This window comes from Sphingorhabdus rigui (assembly GCF_014196595.1).
GTDB classification, from domain to species: Bacteria; Pseudomonadota; Alphaproteobacteria; order Sphingomonadales; family Sphingomonadaceae; genus Sphingorhabdus_B; species Sphingorhabdus_B rigui.
Genome location: NZ_JACIEA010000001.1, coordinates 1361703 through 1386052 on the forward strand (window position 1 = coordinate 1361703; position 24350 = coordinate 1386052).

Here is a 24350-nt window from a genome sequence, read left to right on the forward strand (position 1 = left end):
GACTACGAAGGGGCGGCACCCGTCCTATGTCGGGAACGCTCTATCGTTAATTTCGCTTCGTCTACATGCATCGATTCAATCATGCGACCCTTAAATCGCTGCGCACCCCCTCGGCTCGCCGCAATTAATTCCTCCGCCTCAGCCACCGCAGCAGCATCCGCGCCAAAGGCCTGATTGGCGATCGCAATTTGATTGGGGTGAATGAGCGTTTTGCCCGTGAAGCCATAGATTGCGCCTTGACGGCATTCGGCATCGAAGCCGCTCATGTCATCCAGCCGGTTGCACACCCCGTCAAAACGCGGCTTACCCGATGCAGATGCCGCGAGCACGATTGTCTGCAGCGCCAGTTCCAGCCCTTCGCGCAATGGACCGGGCCGAATACCTGTTTCCGCCGCAATGTCATTTGTGCCCGCAATTAGTCCCGCAACCATAGGGTGCGCTGCAATCTCGCGTGCGGCATATAATCCCGTTGGCGTTTCGATCATCGCCAATATGGGCTTGCCAGCATCGGGTATGTCGTCAGGACCTTCAACCTTAGGTACAACAATGAAGTTCGCGCGGCTTTGCGCCAAAACGGCAATGTCGTCGGCATGATATACGCTGTCGGCGCCATTTGCCCGTATGGCAATTATTTTGCCTGTGACGCCGTCTGCGGCATATTGCACGGCTGCCGCGCGGGCATCCGCCTTTGACTCATGCGGGACGGCATCTTCCAAATCAATGATCAGCATATCTGCATCAAGCGACCGCGCCTTTTCCAACGCGCGTGCATTAGACGCCGGCATATAGAGCGCCGACCGCGTAAATTTCAGTTGCTGCAAGATATCCATTTTAGTTCCCATTTTATCGGCCTGCGCATGCTCCCTGCGTAACCTTGGTTAAATGGTAAAGCCCCTCCACCGATTTTTCTTGAAACTATTTCTTAAACCCACCGAATTACAGCTCACTTTTAAAAGGGAGGGCAATCCATGGAATATTTTTTCGGTTTACTCGCGCTGATCGTCATCATTTTTGTGATGATGGGCGTAACCGTTGTGCAGCAAGGCTTTGTTTTCACAATTGAGCGGTTCGGGCGTTATACCTATTCCGCGCAACCCGGGCTGACCGTCATCATCCCGTTCTTTGACCGCGTTGGCCGCAAGGTAAACGTGATGGAACAAGTTCTCGATATTCCCGGACAGGAAATCATCACCAAGGACAACGCCATGGTCGGCGTTGACGCCGTGGTGTTCTTCCAAGTGCTCGACGCAGCCAAAGCCGCATATGAAGTGTCCGACCTCTACGTCGCCATCATGCAAATCACGACAACCAACCTGCGTACCGTGATGGGCAGCATGGACCTCGATGAAACCTTGTCGAAACGTGACGATATCAATGGCCGTCTGCTGTCGGTGGTGGACCACGCAACCAGCCCATGGGGTGTCAAAATCACGCGTGTTGAGGTGAAAGATATTCGTCCACCCGCTGATATCTCGAACGCGATGGCGCGGCAGATGAAGGCCGAGCGTGAAAAGCGTGCGCAAATCCTGGAAGCAGAAGGTATGCGCGCCGCAGAAATCCTGCGCGCTGAAGGCGAAAAGCAAGGCGCCATTCTTCAGGCCGAGGGCCGCAAGGAGGCGGCATTTCGTGACGCCGAAGCCCGCGAACGCGAAGCAGAGGCCGAGGCGAAGGCAACAGTCATGGTTTCCGATTCCATCGCGACATCGGGCACGCAGGCGCTGAATTACTTCATTGCGCAGAAATATACCGAAGCCATCAGCCAGTTCGCAACATCGCCCAATGCAAAGACCATTTTGTTCCCTGTAGAAGCCACACAGTTGATCGGCACGCTGGGCGGAATTGGCGAATTGGCCAAGGAAGCGCTTGCACCCAAAGAAAAGTGAGGCGTGGGGGCGGAGTCAAAGCCCGTAGTCCTGAGCAACAATCGCAAGGCGATTGTGCCCGTCGAAGGACGCCTGTAAGACAGACGCTGCGCTCCACCGGCACACGCCCGTCGACTTTCGTCAGCGCGGTCGCACTGACGGCTCAGGGCTTCGGTAAGATCTGCAGTTTGGACATCGAGATTACGGAGTAACACATGGCACAATGGCTCGACACAATTTCAACCCACTGGTTCTGGCTCTCGCTGGGGCTGGTGCTCGGGGTCGCCGAAATGGTTGCGCCCGGTTTCTTCCTGATGTGGCTTGGCCTTGCCGCGTTGATTGTCGGTGGGCTGGATTACTTCCTTCCCATCACCGTCGCCTATCAAGTTGCCATGTTTGCGACATTATCGGTGTTGACGGTCTTTGCGGGTAAGAAATTTCTACACGACAACCCCATCGAGACCGAAGACGCAAAGTTGAACGACCGTGGCGCGCGGCTAACGGGTGAAATCGTGACCGTGGTTGAGGCGATCACAAACGGTCATGGCCGCGTCAAGGTTGGCGACAGCGTCTGGTCCGCCCGCGGCGTCGATGCCGCGACAGGATCCCGTGTGCGCGTCACGGGCGCTGACGGCGCGGTGTTGCTGGTCGAAGGCGGCCTCGACTGATCGAAGGACGCACTCGGTCCGTCTTTTCAGAGCCCAAAGAGTTCTAAATCAGGTCAAGGCTCGCGCGGTCGGGCTCGATAAAGCCCCGCCGCGCTTGCACGGAAAACAGCCGATCCTTTGAATAAAACTGAAGCGGCAGGTCCCGGCGTCCCCGGTGGGAAAGCAGCAGCGCGTTCACGGCCTCGTGCAACGGCACCTCCATCCCAATCTCTGCCAGATGCGCCTTCACACCAGCGATATACACTTGCGTAATCGTTTCATGATAGCCTTGGGTATCGTCATTCACGCCGCCGACGGCTTCGTTATAGGCTGAAATGATGGCGGGCAGCGCACGCTCAATCGCGATATCCGGCCGATTGCGCACCAGCCAAGTACATGCCGCCAGATGCGCTTCATGGGTCCAATGTTCGCGCGGCAAGGTGCACGCAAGCAAGCCTTCGCCGATCGCGACGATTGCGGCGTCATCTTCAAATAAGCGCATAGAATATTCGGACATGATCGGACCTTCTGCATTGTCCGATGATGTCCGGACGGGTTAAGCGACCTTTGGTGCCGACTGCCTTACACCTTCGTCGACATGATCTGCAAATTGCGCGAAGTTGTCGATGAACTGCTGAACAAGTCCGCGCGCCGTCACATCATATTCCGCCTTGTCCGCCCAAGCTTCGCGCGGATCAAGAATGCCGCTGTCGACGCCCGGAACGGCGACGGGGAATTCAAAACCAAAATTCTGATCCTTACGAAATTCTGCATTGTTCAGGCTTCCGTCAAGCGCAGCGTTAAGCAATGCCCGTGTGGCCTTGATCGGCATACGGCTGATGCCGGGCATCGTTGCTTTGCCGCCCGTCCAGCCGGTGTTGACCAACCAGCATTGTACCGCCCCCTTGGCAATCCGCTCTTTCAGCAAATTGCCATAGATGCTTGGGTGACGCGGCATGAATGGCGCGCCAAAGCAGGTGGAGAATGTTGCTTCAGGCTCGGTCACGCCGATTTCTGTACCAGCGACACGAGCCGTGTAACCCGACAGGAAGTGGTACATCGCCTGATCGGGCGTCAGGCGCGCGATCGGAGGCAAAACGCCGTACGCGTCTGCGGTCAGGAAGATGATTGTCTTGGGAACGGGCCCCATATTCTTTTCCGATGTGTTCGGAATGAACTCAATCGGGTATGAACCACGGCTGTTTTCCGCGAGGCTATTGTCGTCGAAATCCAACTCGCGTGTTTCCGGGTCGATAACGACATTTTCAAGCACCGTTCCGAAGCGCTTTGTCGTCGCAAAGATTTCCGGCTCGGCTTCTGCCGAGAGGCGAATCATTTTTGCGTAGCAACCGCCTTCAAAATTGAAGACGGCAGTGTCCGACCAACCATGTTCATCGTCGCCAATCAGCGTGCGGCTGGCGTCTGCAGACAAGGTCGTCTTGCCAGTGCCTGACAGGCCAAAGAATACGGCGGTGTCCCCGTCCGGGCCGATATTGGCGGAGCAATGCATGGGCATCACACCCTTCACCGGCAACAGATAATTGAGGATGCCGAAAACCGACTTCTTCATTTCACCCGCATAGGCAGTGCCGCCGATCAGAATAAGCTTTTCGGTGAAGTTCACAGCAATGACAGTCTCGCTGCGGCAGCCATGACGCGCAGGATCTGCGCGGAAGCTTGGCAAATCGATAATGGTGTATTCCGGCACAAAGCTGGTCAGCTCTTCCTGCGTCGGGCGCACCAGCAAGGTGCGGATGAACAGATTGTGCCATGCCAATTCGTTAATCACGCGCACATTGACGCGGTGCTCCGGCTGCGAACCCCCGAACAAGTCAGCAACGTACAATTTGTCCTTGCCACCAAGCGCGGCAATGAAATCTTCTTTCAGCGCAGCAAAATGGGCCGGATCCATCGGGACGTTGGTTTTACCCCACCAGATGCTGTTTTCGGTTTCGGCGTCGCGCACGATAAACTTGTCTTTGGCCGAACGCCCCGTGTGTGCACCGGTCTTAACAACGAGCGGACCGTTTTTGGCCAAAATGCCTTCATCATTCGCCAGCGCGGCTTCCACCAAAGGCGCTGTGCCGAGGTTGCAATGCAGCTGCGCCTTTGTGTCAAAACCTTGTTGCGAAAGCGAGATATGTAAAGGTGTCGACATTGGCTACTCCGGCAAAAGTTGCGAATCTAGTGCATACGTATGCACTGTGAAGCCGGAGCCGGTATACCATGGAGCCAGCAACGTCAAATGGGGTTCGTTGTTTAATCGCAACAGCGGCGCCTGCGCCCATCACATTGGCATCAAGAGAGCAAGTGATTGAACCCAAGCCATTGCCCCCCTATAGTCGGCCCATGAGTGCAACCATCGCCCTGGTCGACGACGACCGCAACATTTTGACGTCTGTGTCCATCGCTATGCAGGCGGAAGGATATGTCACCCGGATTTATTCGGACGGCGAAACAGCATTAAAGGCGATGCTTGAAAACCCTGCAGATCTTGGCATTTTCGACATTAAAATGCCGCGCATGGATGGCCTCGAATTGCTCCGGCGGTTGCGCGAAAAAAGCGCTATGCCGGTTATCTTTCTGACATCGAAAGATGAAGAGCTGGATGAAGCACTTGGCCTGGCCATGGGTGCCGACGATTATATCACCAAGCCTTTTTCCCAGCGCCTGTTGGTGGCCCGCGTAAAGGCCATACTGCGTCGTGCGACCTATGATCGCGGCGTGAGCAGCGGCGACGCAGAACCTGAGCTTGAGCCTATGGTGCGCGGGAAATTGCAAATGGACCCCGCGCGGCACCATGTAAAATGGGATGGAAAACCGCTTACACTCACGGTGACCGAGTTCATGATATTGGAAGCGCTCGCCAATCGGCCGGGCGTTGTGCGCACGCGTGATCAGCTGATGGATGCCGCATATCAGGATGACGTGTATGTCGATGATCGCACCATCGACAGCCACATCAAACGGCTACGGCGCAAGTTTCGTGAAGTCGATCCGGAATTTGCGGCCATAGATACGCTTTACGGTGCAGGATATCGCTTTGCAGACAGCTGAGCCCGCTGATCTTCAGCTGGGATGGAGCCGGGGGTTGTCGCTCACCGCCCGCATCCTTGCTGTAAATCTCTTCGTTTTGGCGCTGCTGGGCGCAGGGCTGTTTTTCCTCGACAGCTATCGTGTGCGCCTGATTGCCGAACGCGAAGACGCTGCGCGGCGTCAGGCAACGTTCCTCGCGGAAAGCCTGTCTTTGGTCGCACCCGAAAAGCGCGCCGCGTACATCTATGAATTTGGCCAAGAGCACCAATCGCGGATACGCGTCTATGCGCAAAATGGCGAAAAAATCTTGGACAGCTTCGCCGGCCGTCCGCCGACATATGTCTTCCGCGACCCGGCCAAAGAACCGATACGCAAAGTCATCGCGCGCGGCATTGATAAGATGTTCGATTTTTTGGTGGGTGCGGCCGTGCTGGGGCCATTTGCGGAACCGCGCATAGATACGGCCGATGCTTGGCAACATGTACTAAAGCCTAAGCCAGCGGACGCAGCGTCGACGGTCGCTTTTGCCCCTGACCTCACACATGTGATCAGCGCTGGTTCGCGGTCCCGCGATGGCCGCTTTGCGGTCCTGACGACATCCAATGAACGTGATATTCGCCTATTTGTGCGGGCTGAGCGGTTCAATGTCGGGATGTTTTTTGTCATCGCGCTTGCCATTGGCATATTGCTGTCGATGTTCCTTGCCCGAACCATTGTGCGTCCGCTTCGGCATCTGTCGCGCGCGGCGGTCAAAGTCCGGCTTGGCCGCGCTCAGGAAGTCACCGTTCCGCGCCTGCCCTCACGCCGTGATGAAATCGGCATGCTTGCACGCGCACTGTCCGACATGAGCATTGCCCTTCGGCAACGTATTGACGCGACCGAAGCATTTGCGGCGGACGTCGCGCACGAGATTAAGAACCCGCTGGCTTCGTTGCGGTCGGCACTGGACGGTGCAGAGCGCATTCAAGACCCCGCCCTGCGCAAACAGCTTATGGATGTTGCAAAAGCCGATGTGCAGCGGATGGACCGTTTGATCAGCGATATATCCGACGCCAGCCGCGTGGATTCGCAACTGGCCAAGGCAAAGTTCGAACCCATCGACTTGGGCGATATGATTGAACAATTGCTGCAGGCGCGCGAAGACCGTGGCAGCGACAAGGATGTGAACATCGCCTTCGCACGGCCACGGCGGACAATCGCCACGGTCATGGGGGAAGATGTCCGCCTCGAACGCATGCTCACCAATCTGATTGATAACGCGGTGTCCTTTTCACCACCGGGCGCAGTCGTTGAAATATCGGCTACGCTGGCCGACGAGGAAGTTATCATTCGCATCAGCGATGAAGGCCCAGGCGTTCCTCCGCAGGAACGGGAAGCCATCTTCCGCCGGTTCCACAGTGAACGCCCGCCAACCGAGAATTTCGGCAAACATAGCGGGCTGGGACTGGCCATCGCGCGCACGATTGTTGAGGGGCATCATGGCCGCATCAATGTGCGCGACCGGGTTGATGGCAAAGGCGGGGCCTGTTTTGAAATTGCCCTTCCCTGCGCAGCGGTGGCGACCCGCTAATGCCACAGATGATCCATGGCACCGCGATATCCATCGGTGGCCATGCTGTACTGATTATAGGCGAATCGGGTAGCGGCAAATCCGATCTCGCGCTCCGGCTGATCGATCGCGGCGCTATTTTGATCAGCGACGATGTCGTCTTTCTGGAAACCCGTGACAACGCTCCAATGCTCACTGTTGCCCCCAATATCGCCGGAAAGATCGAAGTGCGCGGCGTCGGCATCGCTAACGTCGATTTCCTTGCGTCTGCGCCGCTTCGCCTCGTTGTGGAGTTCGTCGATTCACCAGACAGATTACCTGAAGACATTGCGCGCACCAACATTGGTGATTACGTCGTTCCCGTGTCCAAGCTAAATCCATTTGAACAAAGCAGCGCGATCAAGGTCGAATATGCGTTGCGGGCAGTTCTCGACCGTGGCGTCCGGCCCGAATTTGTGTCCGCTAATGCTGTAAAAGAAAGCTTGCCATCGTGAACGCCAAAACAGCCTCTACCCCGCAAACAATATTGATTGTGACGGGCGTTTCTGGCGCAGGCAAGACTACCGTTTTGAAGGCGCTTGAAGATTTAGGCTGGGAAGCCGTCGACAATTTCCCAATCCGCCTTGCCAGCCAGTTACTTGAAATACCCGTCACCGGTCGTCAGGCGAGCCCCGATATCCCGATAGCCCTTGGCTTTGACAGCCGAACCCGGGGTTTTGACGCCGAAACGCTCATTCAACAGATCAAACAGCTACAGAACCAGCCCAACCTGACCATCAGAACGCTGTTTCTAGACTGCGCAGGCGTTGAAATTGAACGCCGTTACGCAGAGACGCGTCGCCGTCACCCCGCGGCACCTGACCGCCCTGCCATGGACGGCATCGCGATTGAACGCGCGTTGATGGATCCATTTCGTCAGTGGGCGGAAACGGTCATCGATACCAGCAAGCTGTCTGCACATGACCTGCAACAGGCGATCCGCGAGCAGTATAACAACGAAACATCGCCACATTCGGTCATTACGATAACCAGCTTTGGCTATTCGCGGGGCATTCCCCACAATGCCGATCTGGTTTTTGACCTACGCTTCCTGCGCAATCCGCATTGGGACAATATACTTCGGCCGCTTACGGGGCTGGATGAAGGTGTATCGCATTATGTCGAAGCTGACCCGGCATATCACGCGGCGATGGAAAAGATACGCGACCTGCTCCGCTATCTTTTGCCGCTCTATGACGCGCAAGGTAAGGCCTATGTAAATATCGCCTTTGGCTGCACCGGCGGGCGTCACAGGTCCGTCCATGTTGCCGAACAATTCGGGCGTTGGTTGCGTGAAGATGGCTTTGACCCCGCGGTTAACCATCGCAACCTGACATCAAGACCGATTGACGCAATTGAAGAGCCTGCTAACGGCGCAAATAAGAATAGCGCACCACAGGGTAACGACATCACATGATCGGTTTGATTTTAGTCACACATGGCAAGCTTGCGGACGAATTTCTCGTCGCGTTCGAACATGTTGTTGGCCCCCAAAAAGACATCGCCACCATTTGCATTGGTCCGCATGATGACATGGAGGCCCGCCGCAATGAAATAGCTGCGGCCATTAAACAGGTTGATTCAGGCAAAGGCGCGATAATTCTGTCCGATCTTTTTGGCGGAACGCCCTCCAATCTGGCCATCTCGCTGCTGGAAACTGGCCGGGTCGAAGTCATCGCTGGCGTAAACCTGCCCATGCTGATCCGTCTCGACAGCGCCCGCAAAAACCTGGATGTAAAAGAGGCTGTCGCTGCTGCACGTGAAGCGGGCCGGAAATATATCAGCGTGGCGTCCGAAGTGCTTGAGGCATCAAAATGACCCGCCTCAGCCGGTCTGCCACAATCGTGAATGTGAAAGGGCTGCATGCCCGCGCCAGTGCAAAATTTGTCACCTTTGTCAGCCGGTTGCCCGAGGGCATTAAAGTTGAAGTTGAAAAAGACGGTCAGCTCGTCACGGGCACATCCATCATGGGTCTGATGATGCTCGGCGCGGCAAAGGGTAGTGAAATTACCATTCACGTCGAAGGCGACCAGGCAGAGCCCGCCATTGAAAAGCTCATCGGGCTGGTTGTTGACGGCTTTGGCGAAGACTGATGCGCCGTGAGATTACCGGATTTTCGAATCCGCTTCTGAAGGAAATCCGCGGACTGCGCGAAAAGAAATTGCGGAAACGTGCCGGGCTATTTCTTGCCGAGGGCCTCCGCATCATGACAGAAGCGCGCGAAGCGGGTTTCCTCCCCGAAATGCTGTTCCGGGTCAAAGACCGGCCCGTTCATGCGCTGGAAATCGCGCTTGAAGACGAGGTGCTACGCAATGGCGGGGACGTCATTGAAACCAGCGCCGAAATCATGGCAAAATTGTCCGGCAAAGATAACGCACAGGCAGTCGTCGGTGTCTATCGTGACCATGGTACCGCGCTTGCCGATATAGATCGCGCGACCGCGCCGATCTGGCTCGTGGCGCAAGCGATGCGCGACCCGGGCAATTTGGGGACAATGTTGCGAACCGGTGATGCTGTGGGCGCCGGCGGGCTTATCCTCATTGATGACTGCACCGACCCGTTTTCAGTTGAGGCTGTCCGCGCGAGCATGGGCGCGATTTTCACGCAAAAGATCGTTCAGTGCCGATGGGACGAGTTTATCACTTGGTTACGCGCGGGCGATGGCCAGCTGGTCGGAACGAGCCTGCAAACCGACACGGATTATCAGGCTGCGCACTACAATAGCCCTTGCTTCATCCTCACAGGCAATGAAGCGCAGGGTCTGCCCGACGATTATGAAGGTCAGTGCGACCTGCTCGTCAAAATGCCGATGCAGGGCAAGGCAGACAGCTTAAACGCCGCGGTGGCCACGGCGGTCATGGCGTATGAAGTGCTGAACCAGTTTCGCCGTCCAGCGCGCGGCTGAGGCCCACCAGAGCTATTACTCCGCCGCTTCGCATCCGTCGGCGATTTGCCCGTTGCCTTCGTCATCGCCATAACGGGGCAGCGCCTCAACCGACGGGATATCTTCCAATTCGCGCTTGCCGGTTTCGATATTGAGATCCGCAAACTTCCGACCCGTCGACATGACATTACGTTCAAAGCTGCCCACGAATTTATTGTAGTTATTCACCGCCGAGGACAGGCCACTGCCCACCGATTTCAGATGCTGCGCGGCCACGGCAATGCGGTCATACAATTCCTTGCCAAGTGCGCCAATCTGCTTGGCTTCGCGCGCGAGGCCCTCTTGCCGCCACACGCTGGCAACGGTCCGCGCAATCGCAACCAGATTGGTCGGCGTGGCCAACAACACCTTCTTATCAAAGGCAAAGTCCCACAATTGCGGTTCATGCTCAAGCGCAGCCGCCAGAAAATGTTCGCCCGGGACAAACATAATCACATAATCGGGCGCGTCCTCAAACTGGTCCCAATAGGCTTTGCGCGACAGGCCATCGATATGGTTCTTCATCGACTGTGTGTGCCGCGTCATGGCGACTGCGCGGACGTCGTCATCCACGGAGGCAAAAGCGTCTTGATAATCGTTCAAAGACACCTTGGCATCGATAACCAACGTCCGACCGCCCGGGACATGAATGATCGCGTCAGGCCGCAAGCGAAGGCCATCACCTGCATCAATGCTGGTTTCCAGGTCAAAATCGACATGTTCGGATAAGCCGCAGCTTTCCAAAACATTCTTCAGCTGCTGCTCGCCCCAGCGGCCCCGCGCCTTTGGCGCATTGCGCAATGAGTTCATCAGGCCAGAGGCAACGTTGGAAACACGCTCCTGCCCAAGCCGCATTTCGCCAATCAGGCCCTTCAGATCGCCATATGCTTCCGTGCGGTCTTTCTCGATTTTGCCAACTTGCTCTTCATACGCTTTCAGCTTGTCGCCAACGGGCCCCAAAAGCTGTTTCAGCCGCTCTTCATTCTTTTCACCGGCCTGATGAAAGCGTTCATCGGCGCGTTGAAGAAACGCCGCTTGCGCTTCGCCCAACAGTTTTTGCCCAATCTCGCCAAACTGCGCCGACAAGGTTTCTTTGGCCTGAGCCAGCGCAGCGATCTGTTCTTCAAAGCCGCGTTCACGCTCTTCTAGGCTGGTTTCAAGGCGCGCTAGACGGTCTTTTGCACTGTCGCGTTCAACCACGACCTGATCGAGCATGGAACGCAGTTGCGCGGTGGTCTCCTGCCCTGCCCGGCTTTCACGCCCGCCTGCAAACCAGCCGAGCACAAGCCCGACCAGCAAAGCAAGCACAACAATGACGATGACGACTAACGGCTCCAACACAGCACTCCATATATAGAACGAATGCGGAACATAGCCTATGGTAGGCTTAGGTCAAGCGGCTTCGGTTTGCACCCGCCGTGCCTTTTTTACGCGCGCATAGCTTATGGCGCTAAACGGCAGCAGCGCTGCATAAACTATTGTCGCCCCGATCATCGCAACCCAAGGGGCAGCAACCAAGGTCGCGGTAAACAAACCAACAGTGGCGAGTGCCATAAAGCGCAGGCTGCGGCGGACCTTAATCGACGACCAGCTGTAGGTGGCCACGTTAGAAACCATCAAGACCGCGCACAGGAGCAACCACGGCCCCAGAAAGCGATAGTCACGTACCCATTCCGCACCGGTTTCGAACCAAATCATCATTGGCAGCAAGGCCAGCGCCGCGCCAGGCGGCGATGGGACGCCGGTGTTAAATCCCGCCAATTTATGCGGCTGGTTTTCGGTATCGATACGGGCATTGAAACGCGCAAGTCGCAGCGCAGCGCACAATACGAAGAATACTGAAATGGTCCAGCCGAAGCGGGGCATATCCTGCAGCACCCACATGTACATGACCAATGCCGGGGTCGCGCCGAAAGCAATTACATCCGACAGCGAATCCAATTCCGCGCCAAAGCGGCTTTCGCCTTTCAACATCCGCGCGACGCGGCCATCCATGACGTCAAGCACGCCTGCAATAACCATCGCGGCGACAGCATTTTCCCAGCGGCCCTGCATCGCAAACCATGCCCCCGAGAGGCCAGTGCACAAAGCAAGCGCGGTGATCGCATTTGGTGCGAGCGCCCGTAACGGAATGCCGGGGCGGGAGGAAAAATCGTTCATTAGTGTGCGACGGCAATCAAATCTTGGTCAACACCCAAGTCGGCGATGACCGTTTCGCCCGCAACGCAACGCTGCCCTTTAATGACGCGCGACGATGTTCCATGCGGTAAATATACATCCACGCGGCTGCCAAAGCGGATAAGGCCAATACGTTGGCCATTGGCAACGCTGTCGCCTTCTTTCACAAAAGCGACGATACGACGGGCGACAAGACCAGCGATTTGCGTAAAGCCGATACGCACGCCGTCACTGCGTTCCACGAGGAAATGCTGACGTTCGTTTTCTTCGCTCGCTTTATCCAGGTCAGCGTTCAAAAACTTACCGGCGATATACACCACGCGTTTGATCGTGCCGCGGATAGGCGTCCGGTTGATATGGACGTCAAAAACGCTCATAAAGATCGAGACCCGGGTCATTGGCTCATCACCAAGCCCGTCTGGTCCCCGCAATTCTACCGGTGGCAGAACTTGCTCAATCAAGGTGACAAGGCCATCTGCTGGCGAAACCACAAAGCGGTCGTCTATGGGTGTCGCACGGACTGGATCGCGAAAGAAAGCGAGTGTCCATATAGTCACGGCGCCCATGGGCCACGCGAGCGTCTCCCACGCCATAAATGCAAAAAACAGGGTGATACCCGCTGCGATCAGGCCAAATTTACGGCCTTCAGGGTGAACAGGTGGAAACGACCATTTCGCGACCCCGGTGCCCCGGTTTGTCAGTTCTTGTCTACTCATAGACTTTAGCTAGGGGATGACGGTGCATATGACAACCTTTGATGCCGTTTCCGGCAATTTCCGACAATTGCGCTAGCCAGTTGAACATATGGCAGACTTTGCTATGGCACCGGTCAATATCAAATCTCCCCAACGGAAAGAGCTTTCTGACATGGCAAAAATTAAGGTCAAAAACCCGGTTGTAGAACTCGATGGCGACGAAATGACACGCATCATCTGGGAATGGATCAGGGAACGCCTCATCCTGCCATATCTCGATATTGACCTGAAATATTATGACCTTGGCATGGAATATCGCGACAAGACCAATGACAAGGTCACTGTTGATTCCGCAAACGCAATCCGCGAATTCGGTGTCGGTGTAAAATGCGCGACGATCACACCAGATGAAGCGCGCGTCGAAGAGTTCGGCCTTCAGAAAATGTGGAAGTCGCCAAACGGCACCATCCGCAATATTTTGGGCGGCGTTGTTTTCCGTGAACCCATCGTCATCGAAAATGTCCCGCGCCTGATTCCAGGTTGGACGGACCCTATCGTGATCGGCCGCCATGCATTTGGTGACCAGTATCGCGCGACCGATTTCCTCGTTCCTGGCCCCGGCACATTGCGTCTGGTTTGGGACGGCGACGATGGCCGGACGATTGACGAGGAAGTTTTCCGTTATCCATCACCGGGCGTTGCCCTTGCGATGTACAATCTCGACGATTCGATTCGTGACTTTGCCCGCGCTTCGCTGAACTATGGCGTCACTCGCGAATGGCCCGTGTATCTGTCAACCAAGAACACCATCCTGAAATATTATGACGGTCGCTTTAAGGACCTGTTCCAAGAAGTGTACGAAGCCGAATTTGCCGACAAGTTCAAAGAACTCGGCATTGTGTACGAGCATCGCTTGATCGATGACATGGTCGCGTCCGCGCTGAAGTGGTCGGGCAAGTTCATCTGGGCGTGCAAAAACTATGATGGTGATGTGCAGTCTGACCAAGTCGCACAAGGATTTGGTTCGCTTGGATTGATGACGTCGATTCTGATGACACCAGATGGCAAGACCGTTGAAGCCGAAGCCGCACATGGCACCGTAACGCGCCATTTCCGTCAGCATCAGCAGGGCAAGGCAACATCGACCAACCCGATTGCGTCGATTTTTGCATGGACCGGCGGACTGAAATTCCGTGGCAAATTTGACGAAACACCTGAAGTGACGCGCTTTGCAGAAACGCTTGAAGAAGTGTGCATCCAAACGGTTGAAGACGGCCACATGACAAAGGATCTCGCGATCCTCATTGGCCCAGACCAGGCATGGATGACGACCGAGCAGTTCTTTGAACAGGTTCGCGCCAACCTCGAAGCCAAAATGGGTAGCTGGCAGTAACAGCAAACTGATGAGTACAACAAAGCGCGGGGGGCGACCTCCGCGCTTTTTTATTGTCCGGTCCTTCCCTTTTCATACGGCATTGGCGTAGAAGGTGGGCATGGCAGGCGAACTACACGGTGAAAGCATCAGCGATCTGCTCGTCATTCTGGGCGCAGCTGGCATCGTCATCCCGGCCTTCGCCCGTTTTCGCATCACGCCTATTATCGGTTTCATCTTGGTGGGAATATTGGTCGGCCCCATGGGCCTCGGCACTTTGGTCGAACGTTATCCATTGCTTGAATGGGTCACCATCACCAATCCCGAGGCTATTGGACCCATTGGCGAATATGGCATTATCTTATTGCTATTCACCATTGGGCTTGAACTGTCCTTTCGGCGATTGTGGAAGATGCGGCGTCTGGTTTTTGGCGTCGGCGCAGCGCAATTGTTCGGTGCGGGGCTCATCATTGCCGCGGGTCTTTTGCTTTTTGGATATAACCTGACGGCGGCGATTGGCATCGGCGTTGCGCTGGCGCTTTCATCGACTGCGCTTGTGCTGCCCATATCAGGCACGCATTCCGCCGTTGGCAAATCGGCCCTTGCGATGCTGCTTTTCGAAGATCTTGCCATCGTCCCGATCATCTTCGTCCTGGGCGCACTGGCACCACAAGCGGGTTCGGATTCGTGGGAGGGCATGGTTACTGTGCTCTGGCAGGGCACATTGGTGATCGTCGGTATGCTTGTGCTTGGCCGTTTCTTCCTGCCCCGCCTGTTCGGACAGGCCGCGCGCACCAAAAGCCCGGAACTATTTGTGTCGGTCAGCCTGTTGGTGGTGATCGTGGCCAGTCTCGCGACCGGCGCGGTTGGCCTTTCGCCCATCGTCGGCGCAATGATCGCTGGCCTGTTAATCGCCGAGACGGACTATCATACCGAAGTCGCCGTCATGACCGCGCCGTTCAAGGGGCTGGCGCTGGGTGTGTTTCTAATCAGCATCGGCATGCAAGTTGATCTGCGCTTTGTCGCGGCCAATTGGGCGGCGTTGGTCGGTGCAGTTGCCAGTGTCGTTCTGATAAAGGCGGCGGTTACCGCGGGCCTGCTGAAATTGAACGGCGCACGCACGGGAACCGCGACCGAGACAGGCGTTCTTATGGGAAGCCCATCCGAAACCACCCTCATTGTGTTAGGCGCAGCCGGCGCGGCGCAGATCATTGACGCCGCGACCATCAATTTCTGGCAAGTCGCAACGGCGATTGGGTTGACCATCACACCGATATTGGCGCGTATCGGTCACGATATGGCACGGCGACTTGAACTGCGCGAAAGCGATGACGAAGTGCATGAACAAGACCCGACGCAGGAACCGCGCACGGTCGTTATCGGCTTTGGCCGGGTCGGTCATTTGGTGGCCGACATGCTCACGATGCATGGGCAGCCTTATGTTGCGGTTGAATCCAATGTGGATGCGGTCACAGCCGCGCGGCGCGGCGGGTATAAAGTTATCTTTGGGGACATCTCACGGCCCGAAACATTGGACAAGTTAAGCCTTGGCCACGCAAAGGCGCTTATCCTGACCATGGATCAACCGGTGCTCGCCGAACATATCGTCAAGCGCGTCCGTCAATGGTTGCCCGACATCACTATCGTCGCGCGTGCACGCGATGCAGACCATGCCGCACGCCTGTATCAGGCCGGCGCAACCGATGCCGTTCCAGAAACGCTGGAAAGCTCGCTACAGCTATCGGAAGCCGTGCTCGTCGACCTCGGCGTCGCCATGGGCCCCGTGATCGCATCGATCCACGAAAAACGCGACGAATTCCGGCGGCAGATTAAAGAAGCCGGCGGCCTCGACGAGGCCCCCAAGCTCAAGCTTACCTCTTAACCGGCAATCTTTGCCCTGATGGCATCCAACGCCGCCTGCGCCAGCTCAGCGCCAGCTGGGCCACCACCTTGCGCCATGTCGGGACGTCCACCGCCACCTTGAGCGCCCATTGCCTCGGTCGCGGCGCGAACGAGGTCTGGAGCGGTCAACGTAGCGTGGAGCGCGGGTGAGACGGCGACAACGACGGTGTTGCTGTTCTCATTCGCCGCGATGATGGCGACGATGCCGCTGCCAATGGCTTTCATCTGGTCATCGGCCAAACCGCGCAGGGCCTTTGGCTCAATACCGTTGATGACCTGCCCCATGAATGTGACATCACCGATTGTTTCGGCTTCTGCCTTGGGACCACTGCCACCGGACAATGCGAGCGCCGTTTTGGCTTCGGAGAGTTCTTTCTCCATCCGCTTGCGTTCGCTCATCAATGTTTCAATACGCGCGCCGACTTCATCAGGCGCAGTTTTCAGCATCGCGGCGACATTCTTCAACTGTGTTTCGCGGCCAACGAGCCAGAGGCGCGCGGCCTCTCCGGTCAATGCCTCAATCCGGCGGATACCGCTTGCGACAGCGCCTTCAGAAATGATCGTAAACAACGCAATGTCGCCCAATGCGTTGACATGCGTGCCACCGCACAGTTCGAGCGAATAATGCGTGTCATCGGTCTTGCCCATCGTCAGCACGCGGACTTCCTCGCCATATTTCTCGCCAAACAACGCAAGCGCACCGGCAGCGACCGCGTCATCGGGGGTCATCAAACGCGTAGTTACCGCCTGATTACCGCGAATTTGTGCGTTCACATCGGCTTCAATCATCGCAATTTCATCAGCCGTGACCGCCTGATTATGCGAGAAGTCGAACCGCAGACGATCCGGTGCAACAAGGCTGCCCTTTTGCGTCACATGACTGCCCAGTCGTTCACGCAAGGATGCGTGCAGCAAATGGGTTGCGCTATGGTTCGCGCGCAGGGCGTCACGGCGGCCTGTGTCGATCTTCAAGGTGACAAAGTCGCCGACCTTGATCTCGCCTGTTCCAATCGTGACCTGATGCGCATGCAAACGTCCAAGCGGCTTTGCCGTGTCGGTGACATCACCGCGCATGTTGGTGCTTGAAATAACCCCAGCGTCGCCCATCTGGCCGCCGCTTTCGCCGTAAAATGGCGTCTGGTTGGTGATGACGGTCACAGTGTCGTTTGCCACCGCAGACTGCACTTCAACGCCATCGTTGACGAGGGCAACGACTTGCCCCTCACCTTCATTGGCTGCGTAACCTGTAAATTCGGTCGAACCAACGCGTTCGGCGATGTCGAACCAGACGTCGTCCGATGCCTTCGCGCCAGAACCCTTCCATGCGGCACGCGCCATGGCCTTTTGATTGTTCATGGCGGTTTCAAAACCGGCCTGATCAATGCCAAAGCCCTGCGCACGCAACGCGTCTTCGGTCAGATCATATGGAAAGCCATATGTGTCATACAGTTTAAACGCAGTATCGCCGGCAAGTACATCGCCGGGTTGCATGCCCGTGGTGGCTTCATCCAGCAGCTTGATGCCCTTGTCCAACGTGCGGCGGAACTGGGTTTCTTCCTGCTTCAACGTCGCTTCGATCATCGGTTGCGCGCGCAGCAATTCGGGATAGGCCGCACCCATTTCCGCGGCAAGGCTGCCGACCAAACGGTGCATCAATGGCTCTTTCGCGCCAAGGATATGCGCATGACGCATGGCGCGGCGCATGATGCGGCGCAGAACATAGCCGCGACCTTCGTTCGACGGCATAACACCATCGGCCAACAAGAAGCTGGTCGAGCGCAAATGGTCGGCAATCACGCGGTGGCTGGCCATTTGGTCGCCCTGCGCCTTGGTGCCGGTCAGCTCTTCCGACGCATTGATAAGCGCCTTGAACGTGTCGGTATCATAATTGTCGTGCACGCCCTGCATGACCGCCGCGATGCGCTCAAGGCCCATGCCGGTATCGATCGATGGCTTTGGCAACGGTACATCGGTGCCGTCATCCTGCCGCTCGAACTGCATGAACACGAGGTTCCAGATTTCGACAAAGCGGTCGCCATCTTCATCCGGGCTTCCGGGAGGGCCACCAAAGATATGGTCGCCATGGTCATAAAAAATTTCGCTGCACGGACCGCATGGCCCCGTGTCGCCCATCGACCAGAAATTATCGTTCGTGGCGATACGGATGATACGCTCTTCTGGAAGGCCCGCAATCTTGCGCCACAGGTCGAACGCCTCGTCATCAGTGTGATAAACCGTCGTCGTTAGGCGCGATGGATCAAGGCCCCACTCCTTGGTCAGCAATGTCCACGCATGGGTAATCGCCTGCTCTTTGAAATAATCGCCGAACGAGAAGTTGCCGAGCATTTCAAAGAATGTGTGGTGGCGCGCCGTGTAGCCGACATTGTCCAGATCATTATGCTTGCCGCCCGCCCGCACGCATTTCTGGCTTGAAGCTGCACGCGGCGTTTCGCGGCTTTCCAAGCCCGTAAATACGTTTTTAAACGGTACCATGCCGGCATTGACGAACATCAATGTCGGGTCATTGTACGGCACGAGTGGCGCAGACGAGACTATGTCGTGCTGGGCAGCACCAAAATAATCAAGGAACCCGCGGCGAATATCATTGGTCGATGTCATAACGAAAGCGACTTAGGGAACGACTCGCCGCCCTGCAAGCCGGATATGCACTTTGCCGCTCCATCAGGCATAAGCATAAGGTCCGCCCTTTTCGAGCGCGCGCTGAAATGCCGGCCGCGCGTGGATTGTTTCCACAAATTTGGTGAGGTTCGGGCGGTTGGCGGCACGGCTCATTTTGACGGCGGCCTCCGCTGGAAAGCTCAACATGATATCGGCGCCGCTTATCGTATCGCCCACAAACCATCCGCTGGCGTTCAAGCCATCCTCCATGAACTGGAAATGGCTTTCCAATTGCTCGTTAATGCGCGGGTGCAGCGGCGCGGCGGCTTCGCCCAGACGGGCCGTGTAGAGGTTGAGCAAAATCGGCGTCATTGCCGAACCTTCGGCAAAATGCAGCCACTCAAGGTAGCGGATATGTTGATCTGTCCCGCGTGGTGGCACCAGATGCGCACCGTTATGACGTTCACACAGATATTCGACGATGGCCCCTGATTCAAAAACGACATTGCCGGCGTCTTCTATCATCGGTGACTTACCCAAAGGATGTATTTTCAAAAGCGCCTCGGGCGCAAGATTGGTCACGGCATCGCGCTGATGATGCTGAATTTCATACGGCACGTTCAATTCTTCGAGGAGCCACAAAATCCGTTGCGACCGCGAATTGTTCAAATGGTGCACTGTGATGGTCATGGTTATTCTCCTGAATGATTTTGATAGATACGCGCGGCAATTTCCCGAACCAGCTTGGCCCCGACGATTGCCGTAACATCGTTCACGTCGCGCCGGGGGTTAAGTTCCACAACATCCGCGCCGACGATTGCCGCATTTTGCTTGGCCAATATCGACAGGACTTCGCGCACCGTCAGGCCACCCGGCTCCGGATGCGCCACACCCGGCGCCTCCGACGGGTCAAGGCCATCGAGATCAAAGCTGATGTAGAGCGGCCCTTCAAGAACGGGAACATGCTCCGGCGAGAAGTTCAGCATCGGGAGTATTTCAACGCCGTAACGCTCCGCCTGTTCGCGGCAGTGGCGGTTGAGCGTCCGGATGCCGACTTGAACAATGCGCTTTGCATGGCCAGCTTCCAATATGCGAGCAAATGGCGATGCATGGCTGCGCGGATTGCCTTCAAAATCGGCATACATGTCGGGGTGCGCATCGAAATGCAGGATGTTGAGTGGACCATGACGCGCGGCCAGAGTCGCCACCACCGGATATGTTACCGAATGATCGCCGCCCAGCAGCAGAGGGACAGCGCCCGCGTCCATCGCGTCAGCCACCGCCTTTATGATGCGCGCGTCATCAGCCGCAGTATCAACGTCCAAAAGCGGCACATCCCCGCGATCTACCAGCGCGATGTCGGTTCCTATTTCAAGGCCGCACTCGGTCGATAGGTTGCCCCGATCGCTAAATAACGCATGGCGAATTGCCGCCGGTGCCGCCGCTGCGCCACGTTCGAACGAACTGTTTTGATCTGTGGGCAAGCCAATCAGGTGAATCTGGAATGTCATTGACGCAGTTGTGCCTTAGCCACCCTGCCTGTCAAGAAGTCAGCGGCCAGCGCGCGCTCGACTTTTCATATATCTATGCGCGGCAAGACAAAGTGACCCGCCCCGGGGTGGACCAGGGCGGGTCGAAAGCAGCGGCCTCAGGCAAGGCCGCGCTTGTTCCTATGTTTCTTAAACGTCGTCTTCCGCGTCAGGCCCTGTCATCAGGACTTCAGCGACTTCTTCAGTCTTACCCCGAATGGCGGCTTCCAACCGTGCCGCGACTTCAGGATTTTCCGTGAGATAGGTTTTTGAATTCTCACGACCCTGCCCGATACGGATCGAGTCATAGCTGAACCAGCTGCCAGACTTTTCGACAATGCCCGCCTTCACGCCCAGATCCAAAAGTTCGCCGGTCTTGGAAATACCTTCGCCATACATGATGTCGAATTCGACCTGCTTAAAAGGCGGAGCGACCTTGTTTTTCACAACCTTCACGCGGGTTGTGTTGCCCACAATATCTTCACCAGATTTAATCTGACCCGTGCGGCGAATATCCAAACGGACCGACGCATAAAATTTCAACGCATTACCGCCAGTGGTCGTTTCGGGCGAACCGTACATCACACCGATTTTCATACGGATCTGGTTGATGAAAATCACCATGCAGTTCGACCGGCTGATCGAACCTGTGATTTTGCGAAGCGCCTGGCTCATCAAACGGGCTTGCAAGCCGACATGGCTGTCGCCCATTTCACCTTCGATTTCGGCGCGCGGCACAAGAGCAGCGACCGAGTCGATCACCAAAATGTCGACTGCGTTAGAACGCACCAACGTATCTGCAATCTCGAGTGCTTGCTCACCCGTGTCAGGCTGCGACACGATGAGGTTGTCAATATCGACACCCAATTTCTTCGCATAGCCCGGATCCAGCGCATGCTCTGCATCGATAAATGCCGCCGTACCGCCTGCCTTCTGCGCCTCTGCAATTGCATGCAGGGTCAGCGTGGTCTTACCAGAGCTTTCTGGTCCATAAATTTCAATGACCCGTCCCTTAGGTAGGCCGCCAATGCCAAGCGCAATATCCAGACCAAGCGAGCCTGTGGACACTGCATCAATAGCAATCGCCTCACGGCTACCCAGCTTCATCGCCGAACCCTTACCAAAGGCCCGATCAATCTGCGCAAGCGCCGCTTCTAACGCCTTTTCACGTTCCGAACTTTTCATACCGTTTGCCTGATTCCCATCGACCATTTTAAGACTTGCTGCCATTTTTCCACTCCTTTAGCGTCATGCCTGTTCCAGAACATCATCCGGAATATCGACTATGTACACTTTATGTTCCAAAAGAACAAGAGCGGAACAAATTTATTTATACGTTTATTTTCAATGCCTAAACTAATCAGCCCTCGCGAGCGCGTCGTGGACCGCTTCCGCAATTTGCTGCACTGAAAATGGCTTAGCAAGGAACGACACATTGTCGAGGCTGATCGTCTCGCGCAACTGTTCCTCTGCATAACCCGACATGAACAACAGGCGGATGTCCCCATATGTCTCGCGCAAATTGCGTGCCATTGTCGGGCCATCCATATTGGGCATAACCACGTCCGAGACGACGAGGTCATATCGCTTGCCTTCTGCAAAAAGTTCAAGTGCCTGCTCGCCATCACTTGCGGTTTCCACGACATATCCCTGCCGCACCAACGCGCGCTCTGCAACGGCGCGCACCATGTCTTCGTCTTCAACAATCAAGACCCGGCCGCTGCCCCACAAATCCTTGGGCTTGTACAATTCCTTTTTGCCCGACCCGACAACAGGTGCTTCACCGCGATGCACGGGTAAAAAGATGTCGAAGCGCGTTCCTTTGCCGACTTTTGACTCGGCAAAAATGAACCCGCCCGATTGCTTCACAATGCCGTAGACGGTGGAGAGACCAAGGCCAGTGCCCTTACCCAATTCCTTGGTTGTGAAAAATGGTTCAAATATCTTCGACAGATTTTCTTTGGAAATACCGACACCACTGTCTTCGACTGATAATTTGACATAGTCACCAACGGGCAAGAACTCTTTGCCCATCGCAGCGACTTCCTGCTGACCCACCGCCAATGTGCTTATGTGCACCACACCGCCCTTGGGCATCGCGTCGCGGGCATTTACGCCCAAGTTGATGATCACCTGCTCAAGTTGCCCCGGGTCAGCGCGCACAGCGCCGACATTGCGCCCGTGATGCACCTCAAGCCGGACCGTCTCGCCAAGCAATCGCTTAAGCAAGCTTGATACGTCGGCCACAACATTTGCCAACTGTAATATCTGTGGACGCAATGTCTGCTGACGCGAGAATGCGAGCAACTGACGGGTCAGGCTGGCCGCGCGATTTGAGTTGTTCTTGATCTGCTGAATATCGTCATAATCGCCATCGCCGGGCTGATGCCGCAACAGCATGAGGTCGCAATATCCGATAATCGCGGTCAGGATGTTGTTGAAATCATGCGCAACACCGCCTGCAAGCTGCCCGATCGATTCCATCTTCGTCTGTTGTGCGACCTGCCGCTTCAGCGTTATCTCTTCGCTGTTATCCTTAAGTCCAAGCAGAACCGCAGCGTCGCCAAGCCCACGCACGCCAGCGATGGAAAGCGCAATGACCTCATCGGGTCGCTCTTTCAAGCGAATGACGATATCCCCTGAGGTCATGGAGCCACTACCATAGCGGCGAATGCTATCCAGAACCGCGCCTTTGTCCTCGGCAATGACCAAATCGCCAGGATATGGGGGCAATTTGGTCGGCTCAACGTCCAGAACGCGGGCAAATGCGTCGTTGGCAAACAGGAACCTGCCATCGCGATCAACAAGCGCCAGCCCCAGAGGCAGTGTGGAGAGCAATTGCTCAACATGTGCCAGCGCGAGGCCGCGGTCGACCTTTGCGCTCTCTTCGTCCACCGCGAGCAGCAAGGCGGAGCCTTCAACATTATGTTCGTTCAACGGCACATGCAAAAGCCGGATAGGCAGCCCGCGACGTCCTTCGCGTTCAAAAAAGACGCTGCCCTTGTCATCCATCCGCACAAAATCTGCGAATGAACGGCCATTGAGGGGATCTTGATCCGTGCCCGTTGCGCGCAAGGCAAAAGCAGCGTTTGCGGCACGCACGCAGCCGTCGGGACCAACGGCGACGGCCATGACGCCGCTGCCGGACATGGCGCGCCCGATACGTCCGGTAATCAGTTCAATCGCACGGCTTTCAATCGCAAGCCGCTCAATGGGTGCGAGTCTCCATAATAGATATTCGTCAGAGGCGCCCGCGCGCGCAACCTTGACGCTATATGCCCGCTGGTCCTTCGTTATACTATCGATCTGGGCACTGCCGTCGCGCCATGCTGCACGACCTGCCGCGACCATCAAAGATTGGCTCGATTCATCTACACCGAGATCCGGCGGCGCTTTCAGTCCGGGAAACGCTTTGGTGAAATGGTCATTTGCGCATACCAGCCGACCAGCGCGGTCACTTATGGCGATTGCAGCGTCGCTCAACTGCGTAGCAGCGTGCGCGATGGACCAATCCGGCGGCGAGACATCGACGGCATCCTCGACCGAACCAGCATGACGGAAAAAGTGAATGAGCGCACCCGCCGCAATGATGACGGCGGCGCACGAACCGACAAGAATGATGTTGCCTGTCGAAAACCACAATATCGCCAGCGACAATAAGGTTGCGAGAACCAACACCGCCAGCTGACGCACATCCAGCTTGGCGGATTGATCCATATCCCCGCCAAACATCTGGAATTGGGTCGGCGGGGATATCTTGTTCAAAGCGGTTCCTTACCAGATGCGAACGCGGTCCTCAGACTTGAGGTACAATTTTCCGTCTGCTTTCGGCTGGAACGCATCGTACCATTTGTCAAGATTGCGAACGACCCACGCGCGTTGTTCCGACGGGCTGTGCGGATCCGTGATCAAACGCTGATCGCCGGTCATTCAGTCAATCACCTACCCAGTTGCGGGCCGTCTTTAGCGGGCTCTTGCGTGGCGTCAGATTGGCTTTGG

Annotated in this window: 22 protein-coding genes; 11 read left to right on the forward strand and 11 right to left on the reverse strand. The window is 56.2% G+C overall.

Annotated features, from left to right (window positions below):
• Positions 1-2 precede the first annotated feature (2 nt).
• Complete coding sequence (locus GGR91_RS06230) at positions 3-830, reverse strand: HpcH/HpaI aldolase/citrate lyase family protein (protein ID WP_183941082.1); 828 nt, start codon at positions 828-830, stop codon at positions 3-5.
• 138 nt (positions 831-968) lie between these two features.
• Between GGR91_RS06230 and GGR91_RS06235 the strand changes: the two genes are divergently transcribed.
• Both GGR91_RS06235 and GGR91_RS06240 read left to right on the forward strand, forming a co-directional pair.
• The gene (locus tag GGR91_RS06235; protein ID WP_183941084.1) at positions 969-1883 is read left to right on the forward strand and encodes an SPFH domain-containing protein; all 915 of its coding nucleotides are present in this window, start codon (positions 969-971) and stop codon (positions 1881-1883) included.
• A gap of 194 nt (positions 1884-2077) precedes the next feature.
• A complete protein-coding gene (locus GGR91_RS06240) occupies positions 2078-2530 on the forward strand; it encodes an NfeD family protein (protein ID WP_183941086.1) in 453 nt (150 codons plus the stop codon).
• Between the two features lie 43 nt (positions 2531-2573).
• Here the strand turns inward: GGR91_RS06240 and GGR91_RS06245 are convergent, their stop codons facing one another.
• Together GGR91_RS06245 and GGR91_RS06250 are read right to left on the reverse strand one after the other, a co-directional pair.
• Positions 2574-3026: a hypothetical protein gene (locus GGR91_RS06245; protein ID WP_183941087.1), complete on the reverse strand. Its 453-nt coding sequence runs from the start codon at positions 3024-3026 to the stop codon at positions 2574-2576.
• Between the two features lie 39 nt (positions 3027-3065).
• Complete coding sequence (locus GGR91_RS06250; RefSeq protein WP_183941089.1) at positions 3066-4667, reverse strand: phosphoenolpyruvate carboxykinase; 1602 nt, start codon at positions 4665-4667, stop codon at positions 3066-3068.
• 191 nt (positions 4668-4858) lie between these two features.
• On the opposite strand from GGR91_RS06250, the gene GGR91_RS06255 reads away from it, so the two are divergent.
• The 7 genes from GGR91_RS06255 to GGR91_RS06285 are packed head-to-tail and all read left to right on the forward strand — an operon-like array spanning position 4859 to position 10038.
• Positions 4859-5566 carry a response regulator transcription factor gene (locus GGR91_RS06255; protein WP_183941091.1) on the forward strand — a complete coding sequence of 236 codons (708 nt, stop codon included), beginning with the start codon at positions 4859-4861 and terminating at the stop codon, positions 5564-5566.
• Positions 5547-7115, forward strand: a complete 1569-nt coding sequence (locus GGR91_RS06260) for a sensor histidine kinase (protein ID WP_407698402.1) — start codon at positions 5547-5549, stop codon at positions 7113-7115. Before GGR91_RS06255 ends, GGR91_RS06260 begins: the two co-directional genes overlap by 20 nt.
• On the forward strand, positions 7115-7588 hold the full coding sequence (locus tag GGR91_RS06265; protein ID WP_183941093.1) for an HPr kinase/phosphorylase: 474 nt from the start codon (positions 7115-7117) through the stop codon (positions 7586-7588). Before GGR91_RS06260 ends, GGR91_RS06265 begins: the two co-directional genes overlap by 1 nt.
• Complete coding sequence (gene rapZ, locus GGR91_RS06270; RefSeq protein WP_183941095.1) at positions 7585-8550, forward strand: RNase adapter RapZ; 966 nt, start codon at positions 7585-7587, stop codon at positions 8548-8550. The genes GGR91_RS06265 and rapZ overlap by 4 nt, the downstream gene beginning before the upstream one ends.
• Entirely contained in the window at positions 8547-8951 is a 405-nt protein-coding gene (locus tag GGR91_RS06275; protein ID WP_183941097.1) for a PTS sugar transporter subunit IIA, read from the forward strand. Before rapZ ends, GGR91_RS06275 begins: the two co-directional genes overlap by 4 nt.
• Positions 8948-9226 carry an HPr family phosphocarrier protein gene (locus tag GGR91_RS06280; protein WP_183941099.1) on the forward strand — a complete coding sequence of 93 codons (279 nt, stop codon included), beginning with the start codon at positions 8948-8950 and terminating at the stop codon, positions 9224-9226. Before GGR91_RS06275 ends, GGR91_RS06280 begins: the two co-directional genes overlap by 4 nt.
• Complete coding sequence (locus tag GGR91_RS06285) at positions 9226-10038, forward strand: TrmH family RNA methyltransferase (protein ID WP_183941101.1); 813 nt, start codon at positions 9226-9228, stop codon at positions 10036-10038. Before GGR91_RS06280 ends, GGR91_RS06285 begins: the two co-directional genes overlap by 1 nt.
• Before the next feature lie 15 nt (positions 10039-10053).
• Here the strand turns inward: GGR91_RS06285 and rmuC are convergent, their stop codons facing one another.
• The 3 genes from rmuC to GGR91_RS06300 are packed head-to-tail and all read right to left on the reverse strand — an operon-like array spanning position 10054 to position 12950.
• A complete protein-coding gene (gene rmuC / locus GGR91_RS06290) occupies positions 10054-11394 on the reverse strand; it encodes a DNA recombination protein RmuC (RefSeq protein ID WP_183941582.1) in 1341 nt (446 codons plus the stop codon).
• 54 nt (positions 11395-11448) lie between these two features.
• On the reverse strand, positions 11449-12216 hold the full coding sequence (locus GGR91_RS06295; RefSeq protein ID WP_183941103.1) for a CDP-alcohol phosphatidyltransferase family protein: 768 nt from the start codon (positions 12214-12216) through the stop codon (positions 11449-11451).
• A complete protein-coding gene (locus GGR91_RS06300) occupies positions 12216-12950 on the reverse strand; it encodes a phosphatidylserine decarboxylase (RefSeq protein ID WP_183941105.1) in 735 nt (244 codons plus the stop codon). The genes GGR91_RS06295 and GGR91_RS06300 overlap by 1 nt, the downstream gene beginning before the upstream one ends.
• Before the next feature lie 151 nt (positions 12951-13101).
• Here GGR91_RS06300 and GGR91_RS06305 point away from each other — a divergent pair, with 151 nt between their 5' ends.
• Positions 13102-14322 carry an NADP-dependent isocitrate dehydrogenase gene (locus GGR91_RS06305; protein WP_183941108.1) on the forward strand — a complete coding sequence of 407 codons (1221 nt, stop codon included), beginning with the start codon at positions 13102-13104 and terminating at the stop codon, positions 14320-14322.
• 100 nt (positions 14323-14422) lie between these two features.
• Positions 14423-16183 carry a cation:proton antiporter domain-containing protein gene (locus GGR91_RS06310; protein WP_183941110.1) on the forward strand — a complete coding sequence of 587 codons (1761 nt, stop codon included), beginning with the start codon at positions 14423-14425 and terminating at the stop codon, positions 16181-16183.
• Here the strand turns inward: GGR91_RS06310 and alaS are convergent.
• The 5 genes from alaS to GGR91_RS06335 form a co-directional block, all read right to left on the reverse strand.
• Complete coding sequence (alaS, locus tag GGR91_RS06315) at positions 16180-18822, reverse strand: alanine--tRNA ligase (protein ID WP_183941112.1); 2643 nt, start codon at positions 18820-18822, stop codon at positions 16180-16182. The two genes, GGR91_RS06310 and alaS, sit on opposite strands and share 4 nt — an antisense overlap.
• A 63-nt stretch (positions 18823-18885) precedes the next feature.
• Positions 18886-19512 carry a glutathione S-transferase family protein gene (locus GGR91_RS06320; RefSeq protein ID WP_183941114.1) on the reverse strand — a complete coding sequence of 209 codons (627 nt, stop codon included), beginning with the start codon at positions 19510-19512 and terminating at the stop codon, positions 18886-18888.
• A gap of 2 nt (positions 19513-19514) precedes the next feature.
• On the reverse strand, positions 19515-20333 hold the full coding sequence (gene speB, locus GGR91_RS06325) for an agmatinase (RefSeq protein WP_183941116.1): 819 nt from the start codon (positions 20331-20333) through the stop codon (positions 19515-19517).
• 168 nt (positions 20334-20501) lie between these two features.
• Positions 20502-21581, reverse strand: a complete 1080-nt coding sequence (gene recA, locus GGR91_RS06330) for a recombinase RecA (RefSeq protein WP_183941118.1) — start codon at positions 21579-21581, stop codon at positions 20502-20504.
• Between the two features lie 126 nt (positions 21582-21707).
• On the reverse strand, positions 21708-24068 hold the full coding sequence (locus GGR91_RS06335; RefSeq protein ID WP_183941583.1) for a hybrid sensor histidine kinase/response regulator: 2361 nt from the start codon (positions 24066-24068) through the stop codon (positions 21708-21710).
• Between the last annotated feature and the right edge of the window lie 282 nt (positions 24069-24350).

Bases quoted from the DNA above. Each gene is read 5' to 3' on its own strand.
- GGR91_RS06305 (WP_183941108.1), top strand. From the start codon at position 13,102: ATGGCAAAAATTAAGGTCAAAAACCCGGTTGTAGAACTCGATGGCGAC.
- GGR91_RS06240 (WP_183941086.1), top strand. From the start codon at position 2,078: ATGGCACAATGGCTCGACACAATTTCAACCCACTGGTTCTGGCTCTCG.
- GGR91_RS06265 (WP_183941093.1), top strand. From the start codon at position 7,115: ATGCCACAGATGATCCATGGCACCGCGATATCCATCGGTGGCCATGCT.
- alaS (WP_183941112.1), bottom strand. From the start codon at position 18,822: ATGACATCGACCAATGATATTCGCCGCGGGTTCCTTGATTATTTTGGT.
- GGR91_RS06335 (WP_183941583.1), bottom strand. From the start codon at position 24,068: ATGGATCAATCCGCCAAGCTGGATGTGCGTCAGCTGGCGGTGTTGGTT.
- recA (WP_183941118.1), bottom strand. From the start codon at position 21,581: ATGGCAGCAAGTCTTAAAATGGTCGATGGGAATCAGGCAAACGGTATG.
- GGR91_RS06275 (WP_183941097.1), top strand. From the start codon at position 8,547: ATGATCGGTTTGATTTTAGTCACACATGGCAAGCTTGCGGACGAATTT.
- GGR91_RS06235 (WP_183941084.1), top strand. From the start codon at position 969: ATGGAATATTTTTTCGGTTTACTCGCGCTGATCGTCATCATTTTTGTG.
- GGR91_RS06250 (WP_183941089.1), bottom strand. From the start codon at position 4,667: ATGTCGACACCTTTACATATCTCGCTTTCGCAACAAGGTTTTGACACA.
- GGR91_RS06280 (WP_183941099.1), top strand. From the start codon at position 8,948: ATGACCCGCCTCAGCCGGTCTGCCACAATCGTGAATGTGAAAGGGCTG.
- GGR91_RS06300 (WP_183941105.1), bottom strand. From the start codon at position 12,950: ATGAGTAGACAAGAACTGACAAACCGGGGCACCGGGGTCGCGAAATGG.
- speB (WP_183941116.1), bottom strand. From the start codon at position 20,333: ATGACATTCCAGATTCACCTGATTGGCTTGCCCACAGATCAAAACAGT.
- GGR91_RS06285 (WP_183941101.1), top strand. From the start codon at position 9,226: ATGCGCCGTGAGATTACCGGATTTTCGAATCCGCTTCTGAAGGAAATC.
- GGR91_RS06230 (WP_183941082.1), bottom strand. From the start codon at position 830: ATGGATATCTTGCAGCAACTGAAATTTACGCGGTCGGCGCTCTATATG.
- GGR91_RS06310 (WP_183941110.1), top strand. From the start codon at position 14,423: ATGGCAGGCGAACTACACGGTGAAAGCATCAGCGATCTGCTCGTCATT.
- GGR91_RS06320 (WP_183941114.1), bottom strand. From the start codon at position 19,512: ATGACCATCACAGTGCACCATTTGAACAATTCGCGGTCGCAACGGATT.
- GGR91_RS06245 (WP_183941087.1), bottom strand. From the start codon at position 3,026: ATGTCCGAATATTCTATGCGCTTATTTGAAGATGACGCCGCAATCGTC.
- GGR91_RS06255 (WP_183941091.1), top strand. From the start codon at position 4,859: ATGAGTGCAACCATCGCCCTGGTCGACGACGACCGCAACATTTTGACG.
- GGR91_RS06295 (WP_183941103.1), bottom strand. From the start codon at position 12,216: ATGAACGATTTTTCCTCCCGCCCCGGCATTCCGTTACGGGCGCTCGCA.